At 59.4% G+C, this 20,353-nt stretch carries 16 protein-coding genes and 1 tRNA gene; 7 read left to right on the top strand and 10 right to left on the bottom strand.

The window, feature by feature from the left end; translation table 11 throughout:
• Positions 1–96: 96 nt before the first annotated feature.
• Together pheT and pheS are read right to left on the bottom strand one after the other, a co-directional pair.
• Entirely contained in the window at positions 97–2,550 is a 2,454-nt protein-coding gene (gene pheT / locus ABHU32_RS03660; protein WP_346979003.1) for a phenylalanine--tRNA ligase subunit beta, read from the bottom strand.
• Between the two features lie 184 nt (positions 2,551–2,734).
• Positions 2,735–3,811 (bottom strand): phenylalanine--tRNA ligase subunit alpha, encoded by a 1,077-nt coding sequence (gene pheS, locus ABHU32_RS03655; RefSeq protein ID WP_035136801.1) that lies wholly within the window; start codon positions 3,809–3,811, stop codon positions 2,735–2,737.
• A 502-nt stretch (positions 3,812–4,313) separates the two neighbouring features.
• Here pheS and ABHU32_RS03650 point away from each other — a divergent pair.
• Complete coding sequence (locus ABHU32_RS03650; protein ID WP_346979002.1) at positions 4,314–5,888, top strand: carboxypeptidase M32; 1,575 nt, start codon at positions 4,314–4,316, stop codon at positions 5,886–5,888.
• A gap of 97 nt (positions 5,889–5,985) precedes the next feature.
• On the opposite strand, the gene glmM is transcribed toward ABHU32_RS03650, so the two are convergent.
• The 3 genes from glmM to ABHU32_RS03635 all read right to left on the bottom strand — a co-directional run bounded on the left by glmM (position 5,986) and on the right by ABHU32_RS03635 (position 10,885).
• Positions 5,986–7,317, bottom strand: coding sequence for a phosphoglucosamine mutase (gene glmM, locus ABHU32_RS03645; RefSeq protein ID WP_346979001.1), 1,332 nt, complete (start codon positions 7,315–7,317; stop codon positions 5,986–5,988).
• A gap of 83 nt (positions 7,318–7,400) precedes the next feature.
• Positions 7,401–9,713 (bottom strand): DUF4012 domain-containing protein, encoded by a 2,313-nt coding sequence (locus ABHU32_RS03640; RefSeq protein WP_346979000.1) that lies wholly within the window; start codon positions 9,711–9,713, stop codon positions 7,401–7,403.
• Positions 9,714–9,862: 149 nt separating this feature from the next.
• On the bottom strand, positions 9,863–10,885 hold the full coding sequence (locus ABHU32_RS03635; RefSeq protein ID WP_346978999.1) for a DMT family transporter: 1,023 nt from the start codon (positions 10,883–10,885) through the stop codon (positions 9,863–9,865).
• Between the two features lie 289 nt (positions 10,886–11,174).
• Between ABHU32_RS03635 and ABHU32_RS03630 the strand changes: the two genes are divergently transcribed.
• Positions 11,175–11,249 (top strand) — tRNA-Val (locus tag ABHU32_RS03630).
• 60 nt (positions 11,250–11,309) lie between these two features.
• On the top strand, positions 11,310–11,651 hold the full coding sequence (locus ABHU32_RS03625; protein ID WP_346979024.1) for an ATP-binding protein: 342 nt from the start codon (positions 11,310–11,312) through the stop codon (positions 11,649–11,651).
• Positions 11,652–11,879: 228 nt separating this feature from the next.
• Here the strand turns inward: ABHU32_RS03625 and ABHU32_RS03620 are convergent, their stop codons facing one another.
• Positions 11,880–12,029, bottom strand: coding sequence for a hypothetical protein (locus ABHU32_RS03620; RefSeq protein WP_175406107.1), 150 nt, complete (start codon positions 12,027–12,029; stop codon positions 11,880–11,882).
• Between the two features lie 224 nt (positions 12,030–12,253).
• Here ABHU32_RS03620 and ABHU32_RS03615 point away from each other — a divergent pair, with 224 nt between their 5' ends.
• A complete protein-coding gene (locus ABHU32_RS03615; protein WP_346978998.1) occupies positions 12,254–13,312 on the top strand; it encodes a GmrSD restriction endonuclease domain-containing protein in 1,059 nt (352 codons plus the stop codon).
• A gap of 5 nt (positions 13,313–13,317) precedes the next feature.
• The gene (locus ABHU32_RS03610) at positions 13,318–14,124 is read left to right on the top strand and encodes an MAE_28990/MAE_18760 family HEPN-like nuclease (protein WP_138113936.1); all 807 of its coding nucleotides are present in this window, start codon (positions 13,318–13,320) and stop codon (positions 14,122–14,124) included.
• On the opposite strand, the gene ABHU32_RS03605 is transcribed toward ABHU32_RS03610, so the two are convergent.
• The 3 genes from ABHU32_RS03605 to ABHU32_RS03595 form a co-directional block, all read right to left on the bottom strand.
• Complete coding sequence (locus tag ABHU32_RS03605; RefSeq protein ID WP_117765512.1) at positions 14,121–15,197, bottom strand: DNA cytosine methyltransferase; 1,077 nt, start codon at positions 15,195–15,197, stop codon at positions 14,121–14,123. The two genes, ABHU32_RS03610 and ABHU32_RS03605, sit on opposite strands and share 4 nt — an antisense overlap.
• A gap of 285 nt (positions 15,198–15,482) precedes the next feature.
• Entirely contained in the window at positions 15,483–15,731 is a 249-nt protein-coding gene (locus ABHU32_RS03600; protein WP_117765514.1) for a PriCT-2 domain-containing protein, read from the bottom strand.
• A gap of 162 nt (positions 15,732–15,893) precedes the next feature.
• Entirely contained in the window at positions 15,894–16,031 is a 138-nt protein-coding gene (locus ABHU32_RS03595) for a helix-turn-helix domain-containing protein (protein WP_138113932.1), read from the bottom strand.
• A gap of 430 nt (positions 16,032–16,461) precedes the next feature.
• On the opposite strand from ABHU32_RS03595, the gene ABHU32_RS03590 reads away from it, so the two are divergent.
• On the top strand, positions 16,462–17,160 hold the full coding sequence (locus tag ABHU32_RS03590) for a DUF5710 domain-containing protein (RefSeq protein WP_346978997.1): 699 nt from the start codon (positions 16,462–16,464) through the stop codon (positions 17,158–17,160).
• A gap of 155 nt (positions 17,161–17,315) precedes the next feature.
• Here the strand turns inward: ABHU32_RS03590 and ABHU32_RS03585 are convergent, their stop codons facing one another.
• Positions 17,316–18,821 (bottom strand): Sau3AI family type II restriction endonuclease, encoded by a 1,506-nt coding sequence (locus ABHU32_RS03585; RefSeq protein WP_346978996.1) that lies wholly within the window; start codon positions 18,819–18,821, stop codon positions 17,316–17,318.
• Between the two features lie 149 nt (positions 18,822–18,970).
• Between ABHU32_RS03585 and dcm the strand changes: the two genes are divergently transcribed.
• Positions 18,971–20,233: a DNA (cytosine-5-)-methyltransferase gene (dcm, locus tag ABHU32_RS03580; RefSeq protein ID WP_346978995.1), complete on the top strand. Its 1,263-nt coding sequence runs from the start codon at positions 18,971–18,973 to the stop codon at positions 20,231–20,233.
• Positions 20,234–20,353: the final 120 nt, after the last annotated feature.

Genomic DNA, 20,353 nt, shown 5'->3' with positions numbered 1-20,353 from the left:
TGTCATATATACAGGCTCAACGGTGCCTCATACCGAGCATAGCGGTCACGTAGGACTCGGCGGCAGCCACCGCCGACCCATATCCCAGTGCAGGACCTATCCGCGGACCTCGCCGTTTACGCCCTTGCACACCTTGGTGACGATCTTCTGGTGTGCTTTTTCGACCTCTTCGCTGGTGAGTGTGTGGTCGTCGGAGCGATACGTAAGCGCAAAGGCCATGGACTTCTTGCCCACGCCCACGCGGACCGGGTCGCGGTAGACGTCGAACAGGCGCACGCCCTCGAGCAGCTTGCCACCGGCGCTGGTAATGCGGCGCTCAAGATCCTCGCAGGTCACGGAGTTATCGACCACGATAGCCAGGTCGTGCTCAACAGCCGGATACTGCGAGAACTCGCGGTAGTTCTCCTGGTTGCGAGCGCCCTTGATCAGCTTGTCCAGATCGAGCTCAAAGGCAACGACGACCTCATCGATGCCCATCGCCTCGCGCGCCTCGGGGTGAATCTCGCCGACCCAGCCCAGCACGGTGCCGCCGGACAGGACCTCGGCGGCGCGACCCGGCTGCAGGAAGGCATAGCCCTCGCCCTCGACGGGACGGAAGCGAACCTTCTCGATGCGCAGCTGGGCGAGCAGCTCCTCGACGATGCCCTTGCCAAAGAAGAAACGCAGCTTACGGTACTTCATGCTCCAAGACTGCTCGCTCCACTGGCCCGAGAGCACACCCGCCACGGACTTGGTCTCCTTGGGTAGGCTGGCGTTCTCGCGGCCGTGGAACAGGCTGCCGACCTCGTACAGGTGCACGTTGGGCGTGCCGTGGGCCTCGTTATAGGCCACAGACTGCAGCAGGCCCGGCAGCAGCGAGCGGCGCATCTCGGTCTGCTCGGCCACCAGCGGGTTCATGAGCACCACGGGGCAGCCGCGGCCCTCGGTGGACATGCCGATCTTCTCCAGGTCGCCCGGGGCGGCAAAGCCAAAGGTCGTGGTCTCGTTGAGGCCACAGGCGCGCAGGATCTCGCCGACCTTGCGGGTAAGCTTCTGCTCGCGCGTCAGACCGCCGATGTGGTTCTTGGCAGCCGGGATGGTCGCCGTGACGCGACCCATGCCCCACAGGCGCAGGACCTCCTCGATCAGGTCGATCTCACGCGGCAGGTCGGGACGGAAGCTCGGCGGCGTGACCATAAAGTCCTCGCCGTCGCGCTCGACGGTGCAGCCCAGGCGGGTGAGCGAGCACTCGATAAAGTCGGACTCGATGTCGGCACCGCAGATGGCGTGCACGCGGGCCAGGCGCAGCTTGATGCTGTCGATGGTTTTGGGCGCGGGGAACACGTCCACATAGCCGGGGGCGACCTCGCCGCCGGCGATCTCCTCGATAAGCGCGCACGTCACATTGGCGACGTCCACGCAGCCGGTCTCGTCGACCTGGCGCTCAAAGCGGATGGAGGCGTCGGAGATCAGCGACAGGTCACGGCTGGTGTGCGAGGTGCGGCCGGCGTTGAAGCAGGCGCTCTCGACCATCACGTCAACGGTATCGTCCTCGATCTCGGAATCCATGCCGCCCATGACGCCGGCCAACGCCACAGGGCGCTCGCCGTCGGTGATGAGGCCCATGCCGGCGTCGAGCACACGCTCCTCGCCATCGAGCGTCGTGAACTTCTCGTCCTGCTGGGCGGCGCGAACCACCACGCGACGGTGGCCATCGCGCTCGGCAAAGGTGTCGAGGTCAAAGGCGTGCAGCGGCTGGCCGGTGAGCATCATCACGTAGTTGGTGATATCGACGATGTTGTTGTGCGGGCGCACGCCCAGGGCGTTGAGGCGCTTGACCATCCAGTCGGGCGAGGGGCCGACCTTCACGTTGCGCACGATGCGGGCGACGTAGCGGTCGCACAGGCCCTCGTCGGCAATCTCGACCGAAAGCTCGTCGTCGGTCGCGCGGCCGGTCTCGACCTTGATGGCGGGCAGCTCAACGTGGAAATCGCGGTCGAAGATGGCACCGGTTTCGCGGGCCATGCCGATCATGGACAGGCAGTCGGGGCGGTTGGGCGTGATCTCGCAGTCGAGCACGGTGTCGCTCGAGCCCACGTACTCGGCAAACGGCATGCCGCAGGGCGTATCCTCGGGCAGGATCATAATGCCGGAGTGGTCGCCGCCCAGACCGAGCTCGCGCGCGGAGCAGTTCATGCCCATGGACACGACACCGCGAAGCTTGCTCTTCTTGATCTTGACGTCGCCGGGGAGCACAGCGCCGATCATGGCCGTGACGATGTGGTCGCCGGCCTCGAAGTTCTGCGCGCCGCAGACGATCTGCAGCGGGGCGGGGTTGCCGTCGGCGTCGAGATTCTTGTCGCCCACATCGACCGAGCACACATACATGTGGTCGCTATCGGGGTGCGGGGTCTTGGTGAGCACCTTGGCGGTCACCACGTGGTCGAAGGACTCGCCCACGGTGTCGATCGCCTCGACCTCGGTGCCGGTACGGATATATTCGTCCGAAAGGGTCTTGGGATCCTCCGGAATATCGATCATGGTCTTGAGCCAGTCGTAAGAAACACGCATCTAGCTCTCCTTTCATACTGAAAGCCTGCGAAGAGATGCAGGTGGAAACTTCAACTTTGTGAACATTCCTTACAAAGCGAGGGTTGTCCAAGTGCGGCAGATCGGCCCGAAAGAGGAGCGCCGCGTACTTTGGTACGCAAGCGACGAATGAGCGCCGAGGTGCCGTGCTTGGGCAAGCCGCAGCCTAGAACTGATTCAGAAAACGCATATCGCCCGTCATGAGCGTTCTGAGGTCCGGCAGATCGTAGCGCAGTGCCGCGACGCGCTCGGCGCCAATACCAAAGGCGAAGCCGGTGTACTTCTCGGGGTCGATGCCGCAGTTGATCAGGACGTTGGGGTCGACCATGCCGCAGCCCAGAATCTCGATCCAGCCGCTGTGCTTGCAGAAGTTGCAGCCCTTGCCGCCGCACACGTGGCAGCTCACGTCCACCTCGCAGGAAGGCTCGGTGAAGGGGAAGAAGTGCGGGCGATAGCGCGTCTTGCGGTCCTCGCCAAACATGCACTTAACAAAGTAGTCGAGCGTGCCCTTAAGATCGCCAAAGGTGATACCCTCGTCGACGACCAGGCCCTCGATCTGGTTGAACTGCGGCAGGTGGCAGGCGTCGGCCGTGTCGGGACGGTAGACGGTGCCCGGGCAGATCATGTAGATGGGCGGCTTCTGCGACTCCATGGTGTGGATCTGCACGCCCGAGGTCTGGGTGCGCAGCAGCACGTCGGACTCGCCGTGAGCGTGAGCCTCGGGATGCGCGACGCTGCCGGGGTTGTTGTCGACCACATAGAACGTGTCGCGAGCCGAGCGGCTCGGATGATCCATGGGCGCGTTGAGCGCGGTGAAGTTGTAGTAGGAGGTATCGACCATGGGGCCGGACTCGACGGTGTAGCCGATGCCGCAGAAGATGTCCTCGGCCTCCTCGATGATCTGCTTGATCAGGTGCTGGTGACCGATCTGCGGACGGATGCCCGGCAGCGTGATGTCGACGGCCTCGTGCTCGAGTGCGTGCTTGAGGGCGGCGGCCTTCATCTCGGTGGTGCGCTCGTCGAGCATGCCCTCGATCAGCTGGCGCATCTCGTTGGCGCGCTTGCCCATCATGGGACGATCCTCGGGGGCGAGTTTGCCCATCATGCGCATCAGGCCGGTGATACGGCCTTTGCGACCGAGCAGCTCAACGCGCGCAGCCTCGAGCTTGGCGGCGTCATCGGCGCCTGCGACGAGCTCCTTGGCCTCTTCCTCGAGTTTGACCAGATCATCAATCAGACTCATGTCTTCCCTTTCGTCTCTCGCGCATCTCGCTTGCCGGGGCGGCTAGCACCCGATAGCTGCGGATGTGCGGCCCGGTTCGGTAACAAAAAACCGCCCTCGGGCATGTACATTGCCCAAGGACGGTTGAATTCCGCGGTACCACCTTGTTTGACCCGGCGGATGTCTGGCCCGCCGTGCCCACTCTGCGCCCCTTGTCGCGAGGCTCACGGCTTCCCTACTGGGGCTTCGCTGCCACCGGCCGCGCGCCCGTTGAGGTCGCTGCTCGGGAGTGAACGCTTGGCCCTTGCCACCGCAGGAAGGCTTGCAGCCCATGACCTTCCCTCTCTTGCCGGCGACACGGCGGGCAAAACCCTCTCCGTCAACGCATTGGGCTATAGGATAACACATTTCGCGAGCGCATCGCCGCGTTCCGTTTTGTTCGCGCTGGGTACAAGGCAAGTAGCTGTGCAAACTGGCCGTGCGCCCATCCGTGGCGCTCGGCTCGCGAGATCAAGGATATGGTATGGGAAAGAAACTCGATAAGAAGGCCAAGCCCGCAGCGGGCAAGACGCCCAAAGGCATGAAGGTCGATAAGGCCGTTAAAAAATTCCGCAAGCTCGAGGACAAGCTGTGGACTCGCGAGTACCTGCTCAAGATTGCCGAGTTTGACGGCGCGACCATTGCTCCCGCCAACGGTGCCGCCGCCCGTGCCGACGCCATGGGTACCCTTGCCGGCGAGCACCATAAGCTCCTGACCAGCGAAAAGTCTGTCGAACTCGTGCACTCGCTGGCACGCGAGACCGTCGCCGGCGGAAAGATCGACGACCCGCAGCTGCTTGACGAGATTCGCGTGCTCGGCCGCGACCAGCGCGAGGCAAGCGTCATCCCCACCGAGGAGGCCGAGGCCTGGACCAGGCTCACCTGCGAGGCCGACGCCGTGTGGCACAAGGCCAAAGCGGCCAACGACTGGGCGAGCTTTGAGCCCTATGTGGACAAGATTGTGGGCCAGCTCAAGCATCAGGCCGAGCTTATGGACCCCAAGCGCGACCCATACGACGTTTGGCTCGACCAGTACGAGCGCGGTCTTTCCGCCAAGAGCTTCGATGCGTTTTGTGACGAGGTCAAGGCAACGGTCGTGCCACTCGTGCACGCCATCGGCGAGCGCGGCCAGCAGCCCGATGCCGACTTTTTGCACGCCCGCGTGCCCGAGGCCGCCCAGCGCGCCATGAGCTTCGACCTGATGAAGCTCGTCGGCCTGAACCTGGACGACACCACGCTTGCCTTTACCGAGCACCCGTTTAGCGAGGGCTTTGCCGTGGGTGACGCGCGCATCGCGACACACATCTACGAGGACGATTGCATCTCCAACGTCTACAGCATCATCCACGAGGCGGGGCACACCATGTACGAGCTGGGCGTCAATCCCGCCTATGCGCGCACCTGTCTGGAGGGCGGCACCTCCATGGGCATCCACGAAAGCCAGAGCCGTTTCTTTGAGAACACCGTGGGCCGCAGCCGTGCCTTTATGGGACCGCTGCTCGAGGTGCTGCGCCGCCACGCACCCGAGGTCTACGGCGACGTCGACGAGGACACGCTCTACCACGCCGTGAACATCGCGCAGCCTTCGCTGATCCGCACCGAGGCCGACGAGCTCACCTATCCGCTGCACGTTATGGTGCGCTACGAGATCGAGCGCATGCTGTTTGCCGGCGAGGCCACAGCCAAGGATATCCCCGCGCTTTGGAATCGCTTCATGGATGAGTACCTGGGCATTCCCGTTCCCGACGACACGCACGGCTGCCTACAGGATACGCACTGGAGCGGCGGCTCGTTTGGCTACTTCCCCACGTATGCGCTGGGCAGTGCCTACGATGCCATGTTTGTGCCGGCCATGTGCCGCGACGGTGTCGACCTTAACGGCGCCTGCGCGAGCGGCGACCTGACACCTGTCCGCGCCTGGCTGGGCGAGCACATTTGGCAGTGGGGCCGCGCCAAGGACGCGCCGGAGCTCATCAAGGGCGCGTGCGGCATGGCGTTCGATGCCCGCTACTACTGCAGCTACCTGCAGGACAAGTTCACCACGCTCTACGAGCTGTAAGGCATAACCGACACGCCAACGCAAAGGGGACGCCGCGGAACCAATCCGCAGCGTCCCCTTTCCACCTAGTTGTTTAAGAACGTCCCCAATGACTACCTTACAGAGCTTCCAGCGCGGCGGCGATGCGCTTCATGGCGGCATCGGCGGATGCTTGGTCGGGCGCCTCGGCCAGCACGCGGATAACCGACTCGGTTCCGCTCTTGCGCACGAGCACGCGGCCCTCGCCTGCCAGCGCAACCTCGGCCTCGGCGATGGCGTTCTGCACGCCCATGTTCTCGAGCGCGGCGTCCTTGTCCGCCACGCGCACGGCCACCTGCGCCTGCGGCAGCAGCTTGCACGGAGCCGTGAGCTGCGAGAGCGTCTCGCGCTCGGCACGAATCACTTCCATCACGCGCAGCGAGGTCATAATGCCGTCGCCCGTGCGCTCGATATCGCCAAAGATCGTATGGCCCGTCTGCTCGCCGCCCAGGCTGTAGCCCCCCTCGCGCATCTTGGCATACACGTGACGGTCGCCCACGCCGCTGGTCACGGCGCTCAGGCCGGCAAGCTCCAACGACTTGATCAGGCCAAAGTTGCTGGCAATCGTCGGCACCACGGTACCGCCCGAAAGGCGACCGTGCTTGTTCAGATACACGCCGCACACGTACAGGATCTGGTCGCCGTCTACCACGCGACCGCGCTCATCCACGGCCAGGCAGCGGTCGGCATCGCCATCGTAGGCAAAGCCCACATCCAGGCCCTGCTCCACCACGTGGCGCTGCAGGCGCTCAATATGCGTAGAGCCGCAGTCGACATTGATGTTAAAGCCGTCGGGCGCGGCATTGATCACGCGCACATCGGCGCCCAGTGCGTCGAACACCGGCTTGGCCACCGAGGATGCCGAGCCGTTGGCGCAATCGATACCGATCTTGACGCCCTGCAGCGAAAAGTTCGCGCTGGCGATGAGCGAAGCAATGTAGCGGTTGCGACCCTGCATGTAGTCCACCGTGGCGCCGATGTGGTTGCCCGTTGCCAGCGGCACCTCGCTCTTGCCATCGATGTAGTCCTCAATGAGCTCCAGCACGTCCTCGTCCATTTTAAAGCCGTCGCTGTTGACGAGCTTAATGCCGTTATCGCAAAACGGGTTGTGGCTCGCGCTGATCATGATGCCGCAATCGAAGCAGCCTTCCACAGTCTGATGCGCTACGCCCGGCGTGGGGATCACGTGCAGCATATAGGCGTCCGCACCGCTCGCGACCAGGCCGCTCACCAGCGCCGCCTCGAACATATAACTCGAGCGACGCGTGTCCTTGCCCACGATCACGCGTGCCTTGCGCTCGCGGTTGGCGCCGTAATACCAGCCCACAAAACGGCCAATCTTATAAGCGTGCTCTACCGTCAGCCCAACGTTGGCCTCACCGCGAAAGCCGTCGGTGCCAAAGTACTTCATGCGCTCTCCTTACAAAATAGGGGCGAACAGATTGCCTGTCCGCCCCAAAATGGTACTCGATTATCTGCGCTACCAGAAAAACCCTACGCCGACGCGCTGTCGCGAGCCGCCTGGCATGTAGGAGTCTGACGCAGCGTAAGCGGCTTGTCCCCCGCCTCGGCCGACGTGGTCAGCGTATACGTGATCGTCGTCGTCTCGCCAGCATGCAGGTCAACGGTGCCCGAATAGAAGGGGATTCCATGCCACGTGGCGGCGCCAAGACCAAACTGGGTGCCCTCGACGGTCAGATCAGTAATGTTGCCGCCCGTCGGGGCAAACAACGAGACATTCAGACGCTCGTCGTCACGCGCGGCATCGGGTGCGCCCGCCGCTACGTAGTCGGGCAGCTTACCTGCCTCCTCCTGCGTCATGATGTTCGTCAGGGTAACGGTGATGCGATACGAGCAAGCGCCGTCGCCGTTCTTCACGCCCTGACCAATCTGCGTATCGGCGTTCAGATACCAGTCGAGCTTGGAGAAGCTCAGGTTGTTAAAGTAGACACCAGCAACGGGATCTTCACTCGGGTCATCCGGATCGGGCAGTGAGGCGTCGATGTTCATCTCCTTGATAGCGTTCTGCTCGTCATCGTTTTTCATCCACGCGATCAGGCGGCCCTCTTCGGCACCGCGCTCAACGGCGCTGACAAGGTTCGCGACATCGACGTCGCCGATACCGCCAAGGATCTTGTCAAAGGCAGCGCTGGCGACGGATGCAAAGATGCCGTCCGACTCCTCGACCGGATAGTTCCAGTACACATCATGCATAAGCACCTTCGCCGCGTTAGTACCGTCAACGACTGTACCGTCGGGCAGTGAAACATTACCCACGAGGCCCAACAGATACTGCAGGAATACCGGATCGATACCAATGACGCCATCGACGTCCTGACCATATTCAGACTTCCACAGCGCGGCGACACGCTGCGAATTACGGGGCCAGTCGGGCGAATAGGTGTTGCCCGAGATGTATAGGTTGCTGTGGTCACCAAACAGCGTCTCATCTTCTTCGTCGACGCTCTCAACCGCCTCGTCTTTGCTGCGCGCAATGCAGGGAACAAACTCGCCAATCGACATCTGGCCGTCGGTGACCGAAATCAGACCCTGCGAACCGCCAAAGCCGCCGCAGGCACGAATCTCGACGTTGTTCATGGCGTACATAAGGTAGTTGCGCGTCTGGCCGTTGGCGCCGAGCATCTGGGGAAGGACGGGGGCGACCTTCTCCGCCGCGTCAACCGCGCCGTTGAGGGTGGCAAAGCCGTCCTTGGCCTTATCGACCAGCTCGGTCACCTGGGAAATATGAGTATCGCCAATGCCCTGGACCTTCTCGTTGGCGCTCTTGAACACCTTCGAGCTGCTGGAAAGCGAATCGGCGACCGCCTGCAGCGCGGACACGTTAATCATGCCGTCCTGGAACAGCTTGCCGGGCGTGGCCTGCGAAAGGTTGTCGGCCATGGGAACCAGCGCGTTGCTCGAGACATCGGACAGGGCGTCGATCATGGTGCGGGCTGCGTTGATGTCACTGCCATACACCGGGATAAACGATGCCGCCGTCCACAGCGGGCTCGAGGTCTCCGCCTTCATGCTGTCGCAGAGCTCATCGATCTTCTTCGCGTCGTCAGGCAGCGTCGAAAAATCGCCCGACGTGACCTTGTCCTTAAGGCCACCGACGATCTCGACAGCCTCCTTCGCTTCGCTCTTTACGGTCTTTGCCGAGTTAAGCAGCATAAAGCCGCTTGCGCCAAGCGCAACGAGAAGCACCGCGACTACAACGGCAATAATGGCGCCGGTGTGACGCTTTTTGCGCTCGCCCTTGCGATGGCGATGACGGACCAGACCGTCAGAGGTCGAACTCGGCGAAGCGTCGCCACCGTAGTTCAAGCCAAAATCGTAATAATCTTCCTTGGAACCCGAGCCCGCAAACTCGGCACCGCTATCATCCAGGCGGGCGAACGTGCCAGTCTCGGAGGCGCCGGTGTAAATCGTGCCAAGGTTACCCGTAAGCCCCGCGCCACCGGCAGAGGGAGTATTGTTGGCGGCCTTGTCGGCATTAACGTTGCCGGCGGCATTCGCGGCGTTGGCAGCACCTGCGTTGTTCGCGGGTACCGAAGGAGCCCCGCTCGGCTGCGACGTGGAGGTTGCACCGCCCGCAAAGACATTCCCTCTTGCACGGCCGGTCTTTTTTGCCTTTTGAGACTGCTCGTACAGAGCGGTAAACATCGCCGTCTCGCCCGGGGACACGCGCTTACCGGAACCGCCCTGTCCAGCGCCGCCCGGCGTGCCGGCCTTACCAGCCCCGTTCGGACGCGGCGGAACTGCAGGACGGCCGCTATCGCTGCCCTTAAAGTGATTACCAGCCATAAAGAAATCCTCGCAATTGAGTCGCAATGAAAAAGTCCATAACGTTACTAGTTTATGGCATTTTGAGCATCGACAGCTAAACTCCAGACACGGACATCAATTGGCGAAAATGCGGCACAACACCTTTTCTGTCTTGGCGGCGGCGCTAGCTACACCGTAAGGAACATCATCACGATGATCATGACAAAGCCGATAAGGTCGGTCGGCAAAAACACCGTCCCCAGCATAACGGCGCTGGTGATGGTCGCCGAAACCGGCTCCACAGTTCCGATGAGGCTCGCACGTACCGAGCCGATGTCCTTAACGCCCTGCATATAGAGCATGTAAGCAAAAAACGAGCCGATAACCACGAACACCGCGAGCGCCTCGACGCCGGCAGCGTCGAGCGCCGGCATATGCGCCCAGGGCTGCACGAAGACGCACGAGACCACGCCCGCCGTGAGCATTGCCGAACCCGTGACGATGGGGCTGCCGTATTCGGGCAGGATCTTGGCGGGAATCACCGCCATACACGCGGCGCTGACCGCACACATAAGACCTGCTGCCAGGCCAAGCGGCGAAATATTCAGGCTGGTGGGGTCGCCGCCGGTGGCGATTAAAAAGGTTCCACCCAGAGCCAGGCCAATGCCGATGACTTCGCGAGTACGCGGCATGCGGCGATCGATCACGCAGGTGTAGCCCATGATGATAACGAGCTGCAGGCACTGGAGCACCGTCGCGGTTCCGGCGTTCGTCAGGCGCACGGCCGAAAGATAGCAAAACTGGTTGAACAGCAGGCCAAAGGCGGTAAAGAGCAGCAGCTGCTTGCGATCGGCGGGTGTGGTCCAGAGCTTAATCAGGCGCTCGCGGTCGCGCGTAACAACCACGGCCATAAAGAGTAGACCGGCGAGAATCTGACGCACGCTCATAAGCCACAAGGTGTCGACGTGGTAGGTATCGAACAGAAAGCTCGCGCTGGTGCCCGAGAAGCCCCAAAACGAACCGCCCACCAGCGTAGCCAAGACGCCCGTGATCATCTTGCGCGACGACGCATCGTTAAGGCGGTCGCGCCAGGCGCGGCGGGTGCTACGGCTGAGCTCGTCGGTGCCCTCGGGCACATCAATGTTCGATATATCGGTCATCGGCACCGAAGCCCCTGCGCCTTCGACCTGCTCGACACACTCTTTGCTCATTCCACTCCCCCGAAACAGCCTGGAAACAATTCGGCTTACCTTACCACGGCGAAGGCACCAGCCGGAGGCTTGTCCGCTTATCGGTAGGACAATTCCGCAGGCGTCTTTCTATAGCTCGATACCGCAATGGCCCTGCATTATGCGACAGCCAAATCGCGGCAGCAGACTCTTTTGAAATGGATATGACAAAGCCCTCGAATTCCACAATGTAAGCGATTTTTAAAAATGTTCTTGCCACCGAGTTCAGGCTCCGTTATATTATCCCTTGCGCACTTGCGCACCCTTGATCGGGCGTTTAGCTCAGGGGGAGAGCGCTTCCCTGACACGGAAGAGGTCAGAAGTTCAAATCTTCTAACGCCCACCAATTGTTCAACCGGTCTACCTGCGGAAATGCGGTAGACCGGTTTCTTGTATATAGCGCTGTATCCCAAATGTATCCCAAAAGGCGGCGCGCGAGCACTCGCTGGAGGCGGCGATGAGGGACATCGCCAGAAACGACCTGGTCATCCTGGACGAGTTCGGCTACGTGCCGCTGGACCTCGACAGCGCGAGGCTGCTGTTCCAGGGGGTGTCGGACTGCTACGAGAGGCACAGCCTGGTCATCACCACAAACATTGAGTTCAGCAAGTGGGGCACGGTCCTGGGGGACGACAAGATGGCGGCGGCGATGATCGACCGCATCGTCCACCACGGCCGCCTGGTCGAGTTCACCGGCGCGAGTCACCGTATGGAGGCGACGCTCATACTCGGCAAGGCGGTGGGATAGGTTAACGCGGCGTGTTTGCCAAAGTGCTCAATTTGGTCGCGCCACAATGTTCAGCTTGTCGTCGACACAAACAGCGGCTCCCGCGTTTGGCAGCCCCGTGGTCCCAGCGGACGCGGGGAGACCGAGAAGAGTCAGGGCTCCGCCTCCTTGAGCGCGCCCACGTCGCCCCCGTGTTCGTCGAGAAGGGCACGCGCGGCCTTGACGCTCCGCGCCCCAGCGAGCCTGAGCTCAGTACTCCACGCGCTCGTCGGCTGCTGCGCCCTCCACCGCTTCGATCCCCGAGCGAAGGGCGTCCGCCACCTCTGCCGACCTCGCGTCCTCTTGCCCTTCCGCGAGCTCGACCTTCGCCGCCTCGTCGCCATGAGTCTCACCGTCCATGTATCCTGCTTTCAAATCGCGGCAGGCACAACAAGGCGCCCGCCCAGTTACTCGATACGAGCAGCCTAGACGGGCGTCACAAAGTGGCAGAGGGGCACGACTCTAATGCCAGGCATCTGCTGGTATCATTAGAGTGCAGCATTGGTTATGGGAGAGGGCTTCACATCCCACAGCCAGTCAGACCTAAGTTGGCTTCGTCCTGCTATAGATTGAGGTGAAGGCGATTGACTGATCAACAAAGTGAGACGATCGAGATTTCCGAACAGATTCGCGACAAGAAAAAGGATGTGCGATTCAGCACTCGCGAATACGTTGCGGAATACCTCATCAATAAGTTCAATGCTGATGCATTCTACATTCCGCTTGACTATCAACGGAACTTCGTCTGGACGGACGTTGACTGCAGCTACTTTATTGAGTCTGTGCTAATTGGCCTGCCCATTCCCTACATGTTCTTTGCCGATGCTGAAGATGGCAGAACGGAAATCGTTGATGGAGCGCAAAGGATGAACGCCTTGGTGAACTTTGCCAGAGGCGATTTAACCTTGTGCAATCTAGACATCCTTACATCTGTCAACGGAAAGACCTATTCAGAACTTCCCATAGAAGTACAAAGAAGATTCGATAACGCGAGCTTTCGAGTGGTTTACCTTGAGGAAGGGACCACCTTTGACGTCCGACAGGAGATTTTTCGTCGTATCAATTCATCGGGCAAGCAGCTCAAATCGCAAGAAATTCGCCGTGGCTCCATGGGCGGCGATTTTACAAAACTAGTAAGCGAGCTCTCCAAAGATCCGCTCTTTATAAAACTTGCCCCGTTAAGCGAGACGGCGCGCAAACACTACGATGACATGGAACTTGTCACTCGTTTCTTCGCCTATGCAGACGGCTACCCAGATTTCGAGGGTTACAAAGACCGCGTTGCTAGTTACCTGGATGAATACACGAATCGCATGAACATCGAGCTTGCCGAGTCACCTGACAAGCGCAATGAACTCGTCGCTCGCTTCAAAGAAATGTTGGAATACGTTGAGAAGTGCTTGGGAGACAGGGGTTTCAAAAAGACACCGACAGGAAAAACGACTCCTCATGCGCGTTTCGAAGCTATTGCGGTCGGCGTTGCCGTGGCGTTGTCGGAGGACAAGGACCTTTCGCGCAAAGACATGTCTTGGATTGATTGCGAAGAGTTCCAGACCCTTGTGCGGTCAGACTCGGCAAACGTAAAGGCCAAGTTGAAAGCTCGCATTGATTTCGTTGCCAACAAGCTGAAGGCGGAGCGGTAAACCTTATGGATTCCAATGACTTTAACTTGGGGTACGAAGAGGTCTACAACGACCGCCTTGGTGAGACCAAGAGCATGATTACGCTCGCGACCCTGCTCGATTCGCTTGACCAAGGTGCAGAGGGCGTGCGCTACAATGCTGTAATGCGAGGAGCGTACGAAATCGCTGAAAAGGCAAATCCCAGTGGCCTGCCCTCATCGACACCAGATGTGACCCTCGTTTCCAGTGTCATCCGCTCCAACGTCAAGCTTATGATCTACAACATCATTGAGTACTCAGTCACTAATCTCATGCAGGCGATTTACGACAGAGTAAAGGACGAGGGTTGCGGCTACGCTGAGGTTTCCGAAAAGCTTCAATCGATTTGGCACCATACCCAAATGTATAACGGGTTGAGCGACCCAAAAGCCAGCAATAGTACTGCCGAGTCCATAAGCAAGAGGTTGCTTGATCATGCTGTTAAAAATAACGTACTTCAATTCAGCGTTCGGAACACCATCGCCGGTGGAAATCTAGATGCAGACAAAATCCTCAAGCTCTTTGATGACCACGGAATATCGATTCATGATGATATAGCGAACTGCAAGAGGGATGAGATTAAGAGCGAGCTTAAAGACATCAAGAATCGACGGAATGACCTAGCTCATGGATCAATTTCGTTTGCAGAAGCAAGCAATCAGGTGACAACATCGGAGCTTGCGGAGCTAGTCAATCATGTTGACTCATTTTTGATGCAGCTCCGCAAGGATGTTTCGACCTACCTCAACGCCGGTGAATATCGGCGCGGTATGACCGAATCAGAAGAGGGCTAGTGTACGCAAGCGGCAATTATGCTTTTGCCAACCGCTTCGCCGAGCTTTGGTGGCACGGCGTTTCCAATATGCCGTGCCACAGCTTTCTTGCTGATCTTCTCGCCAGGCCTAATGAACTTGTAATCCTGCGGGAAGCTCTGCAAGACGGCACCCTCACGCAAGGTTAGGGCTCGATTTTGCTCTGGATGCCCAAACCGGCCCGTACCGTACATATAGAACTGCGTAGTTATAGTTGGGGACGTCTCGTCCCAAGCCATCCTCCCGTAGACCGCAGGGTACGTTTGGCCAGCAGCCTTTTTATGACAATCAAGCCTCAGATCCTCAGGCCAATCTCGCCACGTGCCATTAGGCGTCGAAGCCTTAATGCGCTTCAAGTTTAGTTCTGATAGCGCCGACGCCGTTTGCAGAGAGTCCCCCCTGCAAGAGCCGCCAGCGCTCACGGCAGGCAGCGCACCTATTGCCTGCCGAACCGTAACAGCATGAGCGTTATCATTCGTAGGGTCAATCAAGCTGATGGACCCATTTCTAGAAGCTAGCAGAATCAATCGCCGCCGATGCTGGGGCACACCGTACTCCTCAGCCTTTACGACGCTGTATTCCACCGAGTATCCGGACTCCTTAAGCGTGTTCAAGAAACCAGAGAAGATGCTCTCCTTCTCGAGCTCGGGCACGTTCTCCATGGACACGTAATCTGGCTGCACTTCACGTACAAGCCTCCCAAACTGCGCAAGCAACCCCCAGTCCTTGTGCTTCTCGCGATGCTTCTTGTCCTTGCGGTGCTTCGAGAAGGGCTGGCAAGGAGCGCACCCTACCAAGACTTTGATGTCAAAGTCCTTCAGGAGCTCCTTGACTTCCTCCCCGGTGACCTCGGCGATGTTCTTGCAGATGAACTTGTCCTTGCCGTTGTTCGCATCGTAGGCGTACTGGCAAGAGGAATCGAGGTCAAACCCAGCCACCACATCGATGCCAGCGGTGCGTAAACCGTAGGTCAGGCCCCCGACCCCGCAAAACAAATCCACAGCACCAATGGAGGCGCTCTGAGCCTTATCCTCCGTGGAACTATCAACGCTCATCGCAATCACCCCTTCGGCGTCCTAGAATGACCGTATGCGAGCGTCACAAACTCGAAAAGAATTCAACTCGCTAACTTTATAGATTAGCAGCAATCAGAGGGATTGGAGACCTGAGCTTGAAAACGTCACCGAACGGCTGTTTGCTTCCCGTAAACAGCAGAAGTGCAGGTAAAACGCCTTGGCCTCGATTTGCTTGATCGCCTGCTCCAAGTACGGCAATCCGGAGAGGTCCTGGCCGCCGGAGGCCGTGCAAAGCGCTCCGCTTGTATGGTCGCCCGTGCTCTTTCAGCCTGCGTTCGCCGCATGCCAGAAGAGCGTGCCCGCCGTGATCCTACCGCCCTCGTCCACATGCTCGAAGAGCTTGCGGGTAACGGCCTCGTCGTACTTCTCGGGGTCGTGGGAGCACCAGCTAAGGAACGTGTCGTGGTCGCCTCCAGCGGCCTCGTAGCTGATGCCGATGTTCTTCCAAGTCTCGTAGTTCTTGGGCGGCTCCATAGAGAGGAACGCCAAGTCGGCCTTCTCCTTATCGTTCATGCTGGCTCACCCCGCAATCGAGCTGCGAGGCGGCGCTCCCCGTGACCGAGCTGTAAGATGCAGCCACGACAGGCCCCCGGCCTGTCCACTCGCCGCCGGTGGCCCCGCCGCCAAGTATACGGCCACCGGTGTCATTTTCCTTGAATGCTTCCATAGGCATCGCTAGTCCTCAATGCCGAGCATGTCGCAGATTTTCTGCCCGCTGATCGCCCAGGTGCCGCCGATCATCATCGCGGGGAGCGTCCCGTCCGCGCACCACTTCTGGACTTGGCGCAGGCTCCACCCGCCAATCTCGGCCACGTGCTTAGGGGGTCTCGCACACCTTCACGTCCGCGCGCCGGATTTGCGAGCAGCCGAGCGGCTCCTTCCCATGCCCTATTCTCGCCTTTGTACCGAGCCATTCAGTCACCGCCCTAACCTCTGAGCTACTAATGACGTGTGATCACGGTTAAGACTGTACAAGAGCGAATTGCCGCGTTTAACTGTGGTTATGTAGTGCAGCAGTGGCAAAACTGCTTGACGGCGCGGGACTTCCATTTTGCTTTGCGACTGCTTGGACGGCCAAATTGCTCATTTGCTGACTTATAGCAATGCCCCAACGGCACCGTCGCGTTCGCAAACAGCCGCGGCCAACAGCAAGAACATCAGCAATTCCGTCGGCATGCATCGGACGTCCGCCGCTGGGGTATCCTTGGAGCACATGCACCGCAAGCCGCACAAAGGAGCCGCCATGCGCACCGAGCTCGATGCTCCCTTTTCGCACAAAGACCAGGCCAAGGCCCTGGGCGCCAAGTGGGACCGGGTCAAGAAGATCTGGTACGTGCCCGATGGCGTCAACCCCGAGCCCTTTGCCGCGTGGCTGCCCGGCGTGGATCGTTCCGACCCCAGCGCGCCCTACATCTATCTGGTGCTTGGCAAGCGCGAATGTTGGAAGTGCCACGAGCAGACGACGGTCGCGGCCTTTGGCATTCCGTATCGGTTGGCCGAGGACTCGGGCAGCAAGGCCGCGCCCGGCGCTGCGCCCGCCATGGACGACGCGGGCCACATCGCGATCGACACCGCCCGCGCCAACGCCATAGCCATCGTTCCCGCGCTGGGCTGCGTGCCGGCCGAGATCCGCGACTACCTGCGCGAGCGCTGCGGCTACAAGCCCGTAACGTCGCGCACCACCAAAACCGTATCGCTCGCCAGCACCTGCACCGCCTGTGGCGCGCTGCAAGGCAGCCATTACCTGTTCGAGGAGCCCATGTCGCCGTTTGCGCTCACGGCTATCAACAAGCTGCCCGCGCTGGAGTTCGTGCGCGTGGAAGTCGCCGGCGTCTTTGGCATCCACGCCAGACAGGGCAACTTTGACCAGGCACTTTTTACCTGGGCACGCGACCACCACACCCAGTTCCACAAGCCCCTGTGCGAGGGGATCTACCTGTAAGATATCTTAGGTACCGGCGAGCGCTCCTGGCGGCAAGGTATCGCCCAAAGGCAGAAGCACCCGACAGACAATTAGGTGTCCGCATCGTCATACACGACATCGATACCACAGCCGTGACAGCGTCCGGGGCGCACCAGCATGTGAAGACGGTCTTGTTACAGTCCCAAAATATGCTCCAAATAGCCCTTGTTAAACCAGAACGATTGCCTGGTCATCCAACGTCCGTCGGGCAACTCGTAGGCGTTCCTCGCAATATCGCCGATTTCGGTTCCGTCGGCGAATCTGTACGCAGCTTTTGAGGTATGCGGGCGGACGTGAACGATCGGGTTGTCTGCCATACCGGGCAGGTTGTTGGTCACTTTGAGCTTTCCGCTTGCATCCCGATACGGATTGAGCTCAACGCCCTCGCGAATGACCTTTCGTGTCTCATCCCAACAAGCCTTTGCGGGGCCTTCGATTTCGTTTGCCGGCATTGCCCAGAATAGGCAGCGGTCAAGGCGCCACTCCCCCTCGTGGTCCTCACGGAACACGACAAAGAAGAAACGACTGGTCTCAAGGCGCGCACGGAAGGAAGACGTTTCCCAATCCTCATTGATTAGCTGCTTAAACTCAAACGGAGGGAAGGACATTGCTTGCTCGATGTGCCCCCTCTTATTAACGCGACAAGCGCGGACGTTAATCCCAGCCTTAACGAACTCCTCGGCAGCATTGTTTTTTATGCCGAGCATGCGATAAACGAGTGTCGTCCATTGCGCCTTGTTTCCTGTGTATTCCAAGCCGTACTGCTCCGCAATCTGGCGATCAGTTTCGCCATAGTGTTGCTCGATCAGTCCAGTTACGTAGCTTTCGAAATCAATGGACTCGTCGTCGCCTCGAACGATGCTCTCGCCGATACGCGGGGCACCGAGAACATAGGCGTGAAGCACATAGTCCATGTACGAGCGTTTGAGAGAAAAGGCGCGACGCTTCGCGCGACGGCGTTCGATCTCGCCCGTATCGGTATTGAAGTACTCGTAGTACTGGTCGACCCACATTGTCGCTTCGGTTGCGCCCTTTGTGCAGGCGCCCAAGTAGGTGGTCATGCCCTCCGACAGCTCGTCTGCGCGACCATCCTGAATGTACGAAATGGTTTTCTCGTAGTCGGCGCGAATGATCTTCATATCCTCTTCGGGCAGACGAACCATGACTGCACGCTCAATGCGCTGGTCGTATTTGTCGATGGAGCGGTCACGGCCGTAATAAATCAGCAGGATATTGCTGAGCTTGGTCTTGAGATGCGAGCTGTCGTAGTCGAGCGAAACGGGACGGTCGTAGGGAATCATCGTCAAGACAAGACGTTCACCGGCAGATTTACGACCGTCTTTAAGTACGTCAAAACACGTTGCCTTGAGCTCGACACCCGCCTCGGGAAAGTCCGGCCGGTCGTCGCTGTTGGCCTTGTAGCCAAAGTAACGCTCCTCGATCAGGGTTCCCATACCGCCCTTGTACTTCTTGGATCCAAAGTCCTTAGGCGCGCTCTCCCCCTCCGGCGCAATGCCAAGCTCCAGAATGTCGCGAAACGTCATCCCGTCGAGATTGGCAGCATACCGCTCGATGCTAGAGGGGTCAGAAAAATCAGTATCGTCAAGCATGCGCTTGAAATCGAGGTGCTTCTTGGACATGGCAAATCCTCTCGAAATAAGACATGATCTAATACGTATGCTACTGTAAATTCGGGTTATACCGTGAAGATCCCCTAAGGGATCTTCCATTTGCAACCCGATTTCTGTACCCTTGATCTTTGCATTTGCAGCGATTTGGGGGAGTGAGTATGTCAGAGGTCAAAATCGCCGAGCTTTTTGCTGGCGTCGGCGGATTTCGTTTGGGCCTCGAAGGCTATGCTGACCCTCGTTATCCAGATTTCTACATGAAGCCCGCCGGACCCTTTCGCACCATTTGGGCCAATCAGTGGGAACCGCCCGGAACCAAGGCTCGTCAGTTCGCGGCACGCTGCTATATGGACCGCTTTGGCGAGGATTCCGTAGTCAACGAAGATATCAATAAAGTCCTGGAACAGGCTGAAGCCGGAGAGGTTGAAATCCCCGACGTCCAGATGGTTGTCGGCGGCTTCCCTTGCCAGGATTACTCCGTCGCTCGCCCGCTTAACCAGGCACATGGCATCGAGGGCAAGAAGGGTGTCCTTTGGTGGGACATCTACCACTTCCTCGAGATGAAGAAGCCGCGCTTCGGTCTCTTTGAGAATGTCGATCGTCTGCTCAAGTCGCCCGCGTCTCAGCGCGGTCGCGACTTCGCCATCATCCTAAGCTGCCTTGCCGACCTCGATTACACGGTCGAATGGCGCGTGGTCAACTCCGCGGAATATGGTTTTCCCCAGCGTCGCAAGCGTGTTTATATCTTCTGCGAAAAGGACGCTGGCAAGGTTGATCTCGTTGATCGCATGCACAACGGCGTCATGGCTAAAGCCTTCCCCGCCATCTATCCCGACGAGATGTCCGAGCTCGATGTTTTACCCGACCCCTACGAGAACTCAACTCGTTTTGGCGTCGGCCAAAAGACCTCTCAATTCAAGAATGCTGGCGTCATGCAGGGCTGTCATGTTCTGACCTGCGACTTTGCCGAGAACTATCACGGTGAGCGCCACGTGCTTGGCGACGTGCTTGTCGGCGAGGCTTATGTCCCGGAGCAGTTCTACATCTCCGACGAAAAGCTTCCCGACTGGCGCTACCTTAAGGGCAGCAAGCGCGAAGAGCGCACTAACAAAAAGACAGGCTTTACGTACACGTATTCCGAAGGAGCCATGAGCTTCCCGGATGCCACCGACAAGCCGAGCCGCACCATCCTCACAGGAGAAGGCGGCACGGGAGCGAGCCGCTTCAAGCACGTCATCGAATGTCCCGATGGCCGTTTCCGCCGTCTTGTTCCCGACGAGCTCGATCAGCTTCAGGGATTCCCGAAAGGCTGGACCGATACGGGCATGACTGACGGCCATCGAGCCTTCTGCATGGGCAACGCACTCGTCACCGGCGTGCCCCATCGCATTGGCGAAGCTATGGTCGAAGTGTACAGCCTCTAAGGCAAGCAATCAGGAGCCGGCAGTTCACGCTGTCGACTCCGTTTTTTCCATCCCACTTCCCTGTATACTGATGTAGCACGTGTTTCATCCGGGCTTGTTGGGCCGGGTCGTTCATGGGAG

Origin of the sequence: Collinsella aerofaciens, from assembly GCF_039758965.1 — a bacterium.
GTDB classification, from domain to species: Bacteria; Actinomycetota; Coriobacteriia; order Coriobacteriales; family Coriobacteriaceae; genus Collinsella; species Collinsella aerofaciens_BR.
Note: the sequence above shows the minus strand (reverse complement) of the source record. Positions and strands in the feature narration are given on the sequence as shown.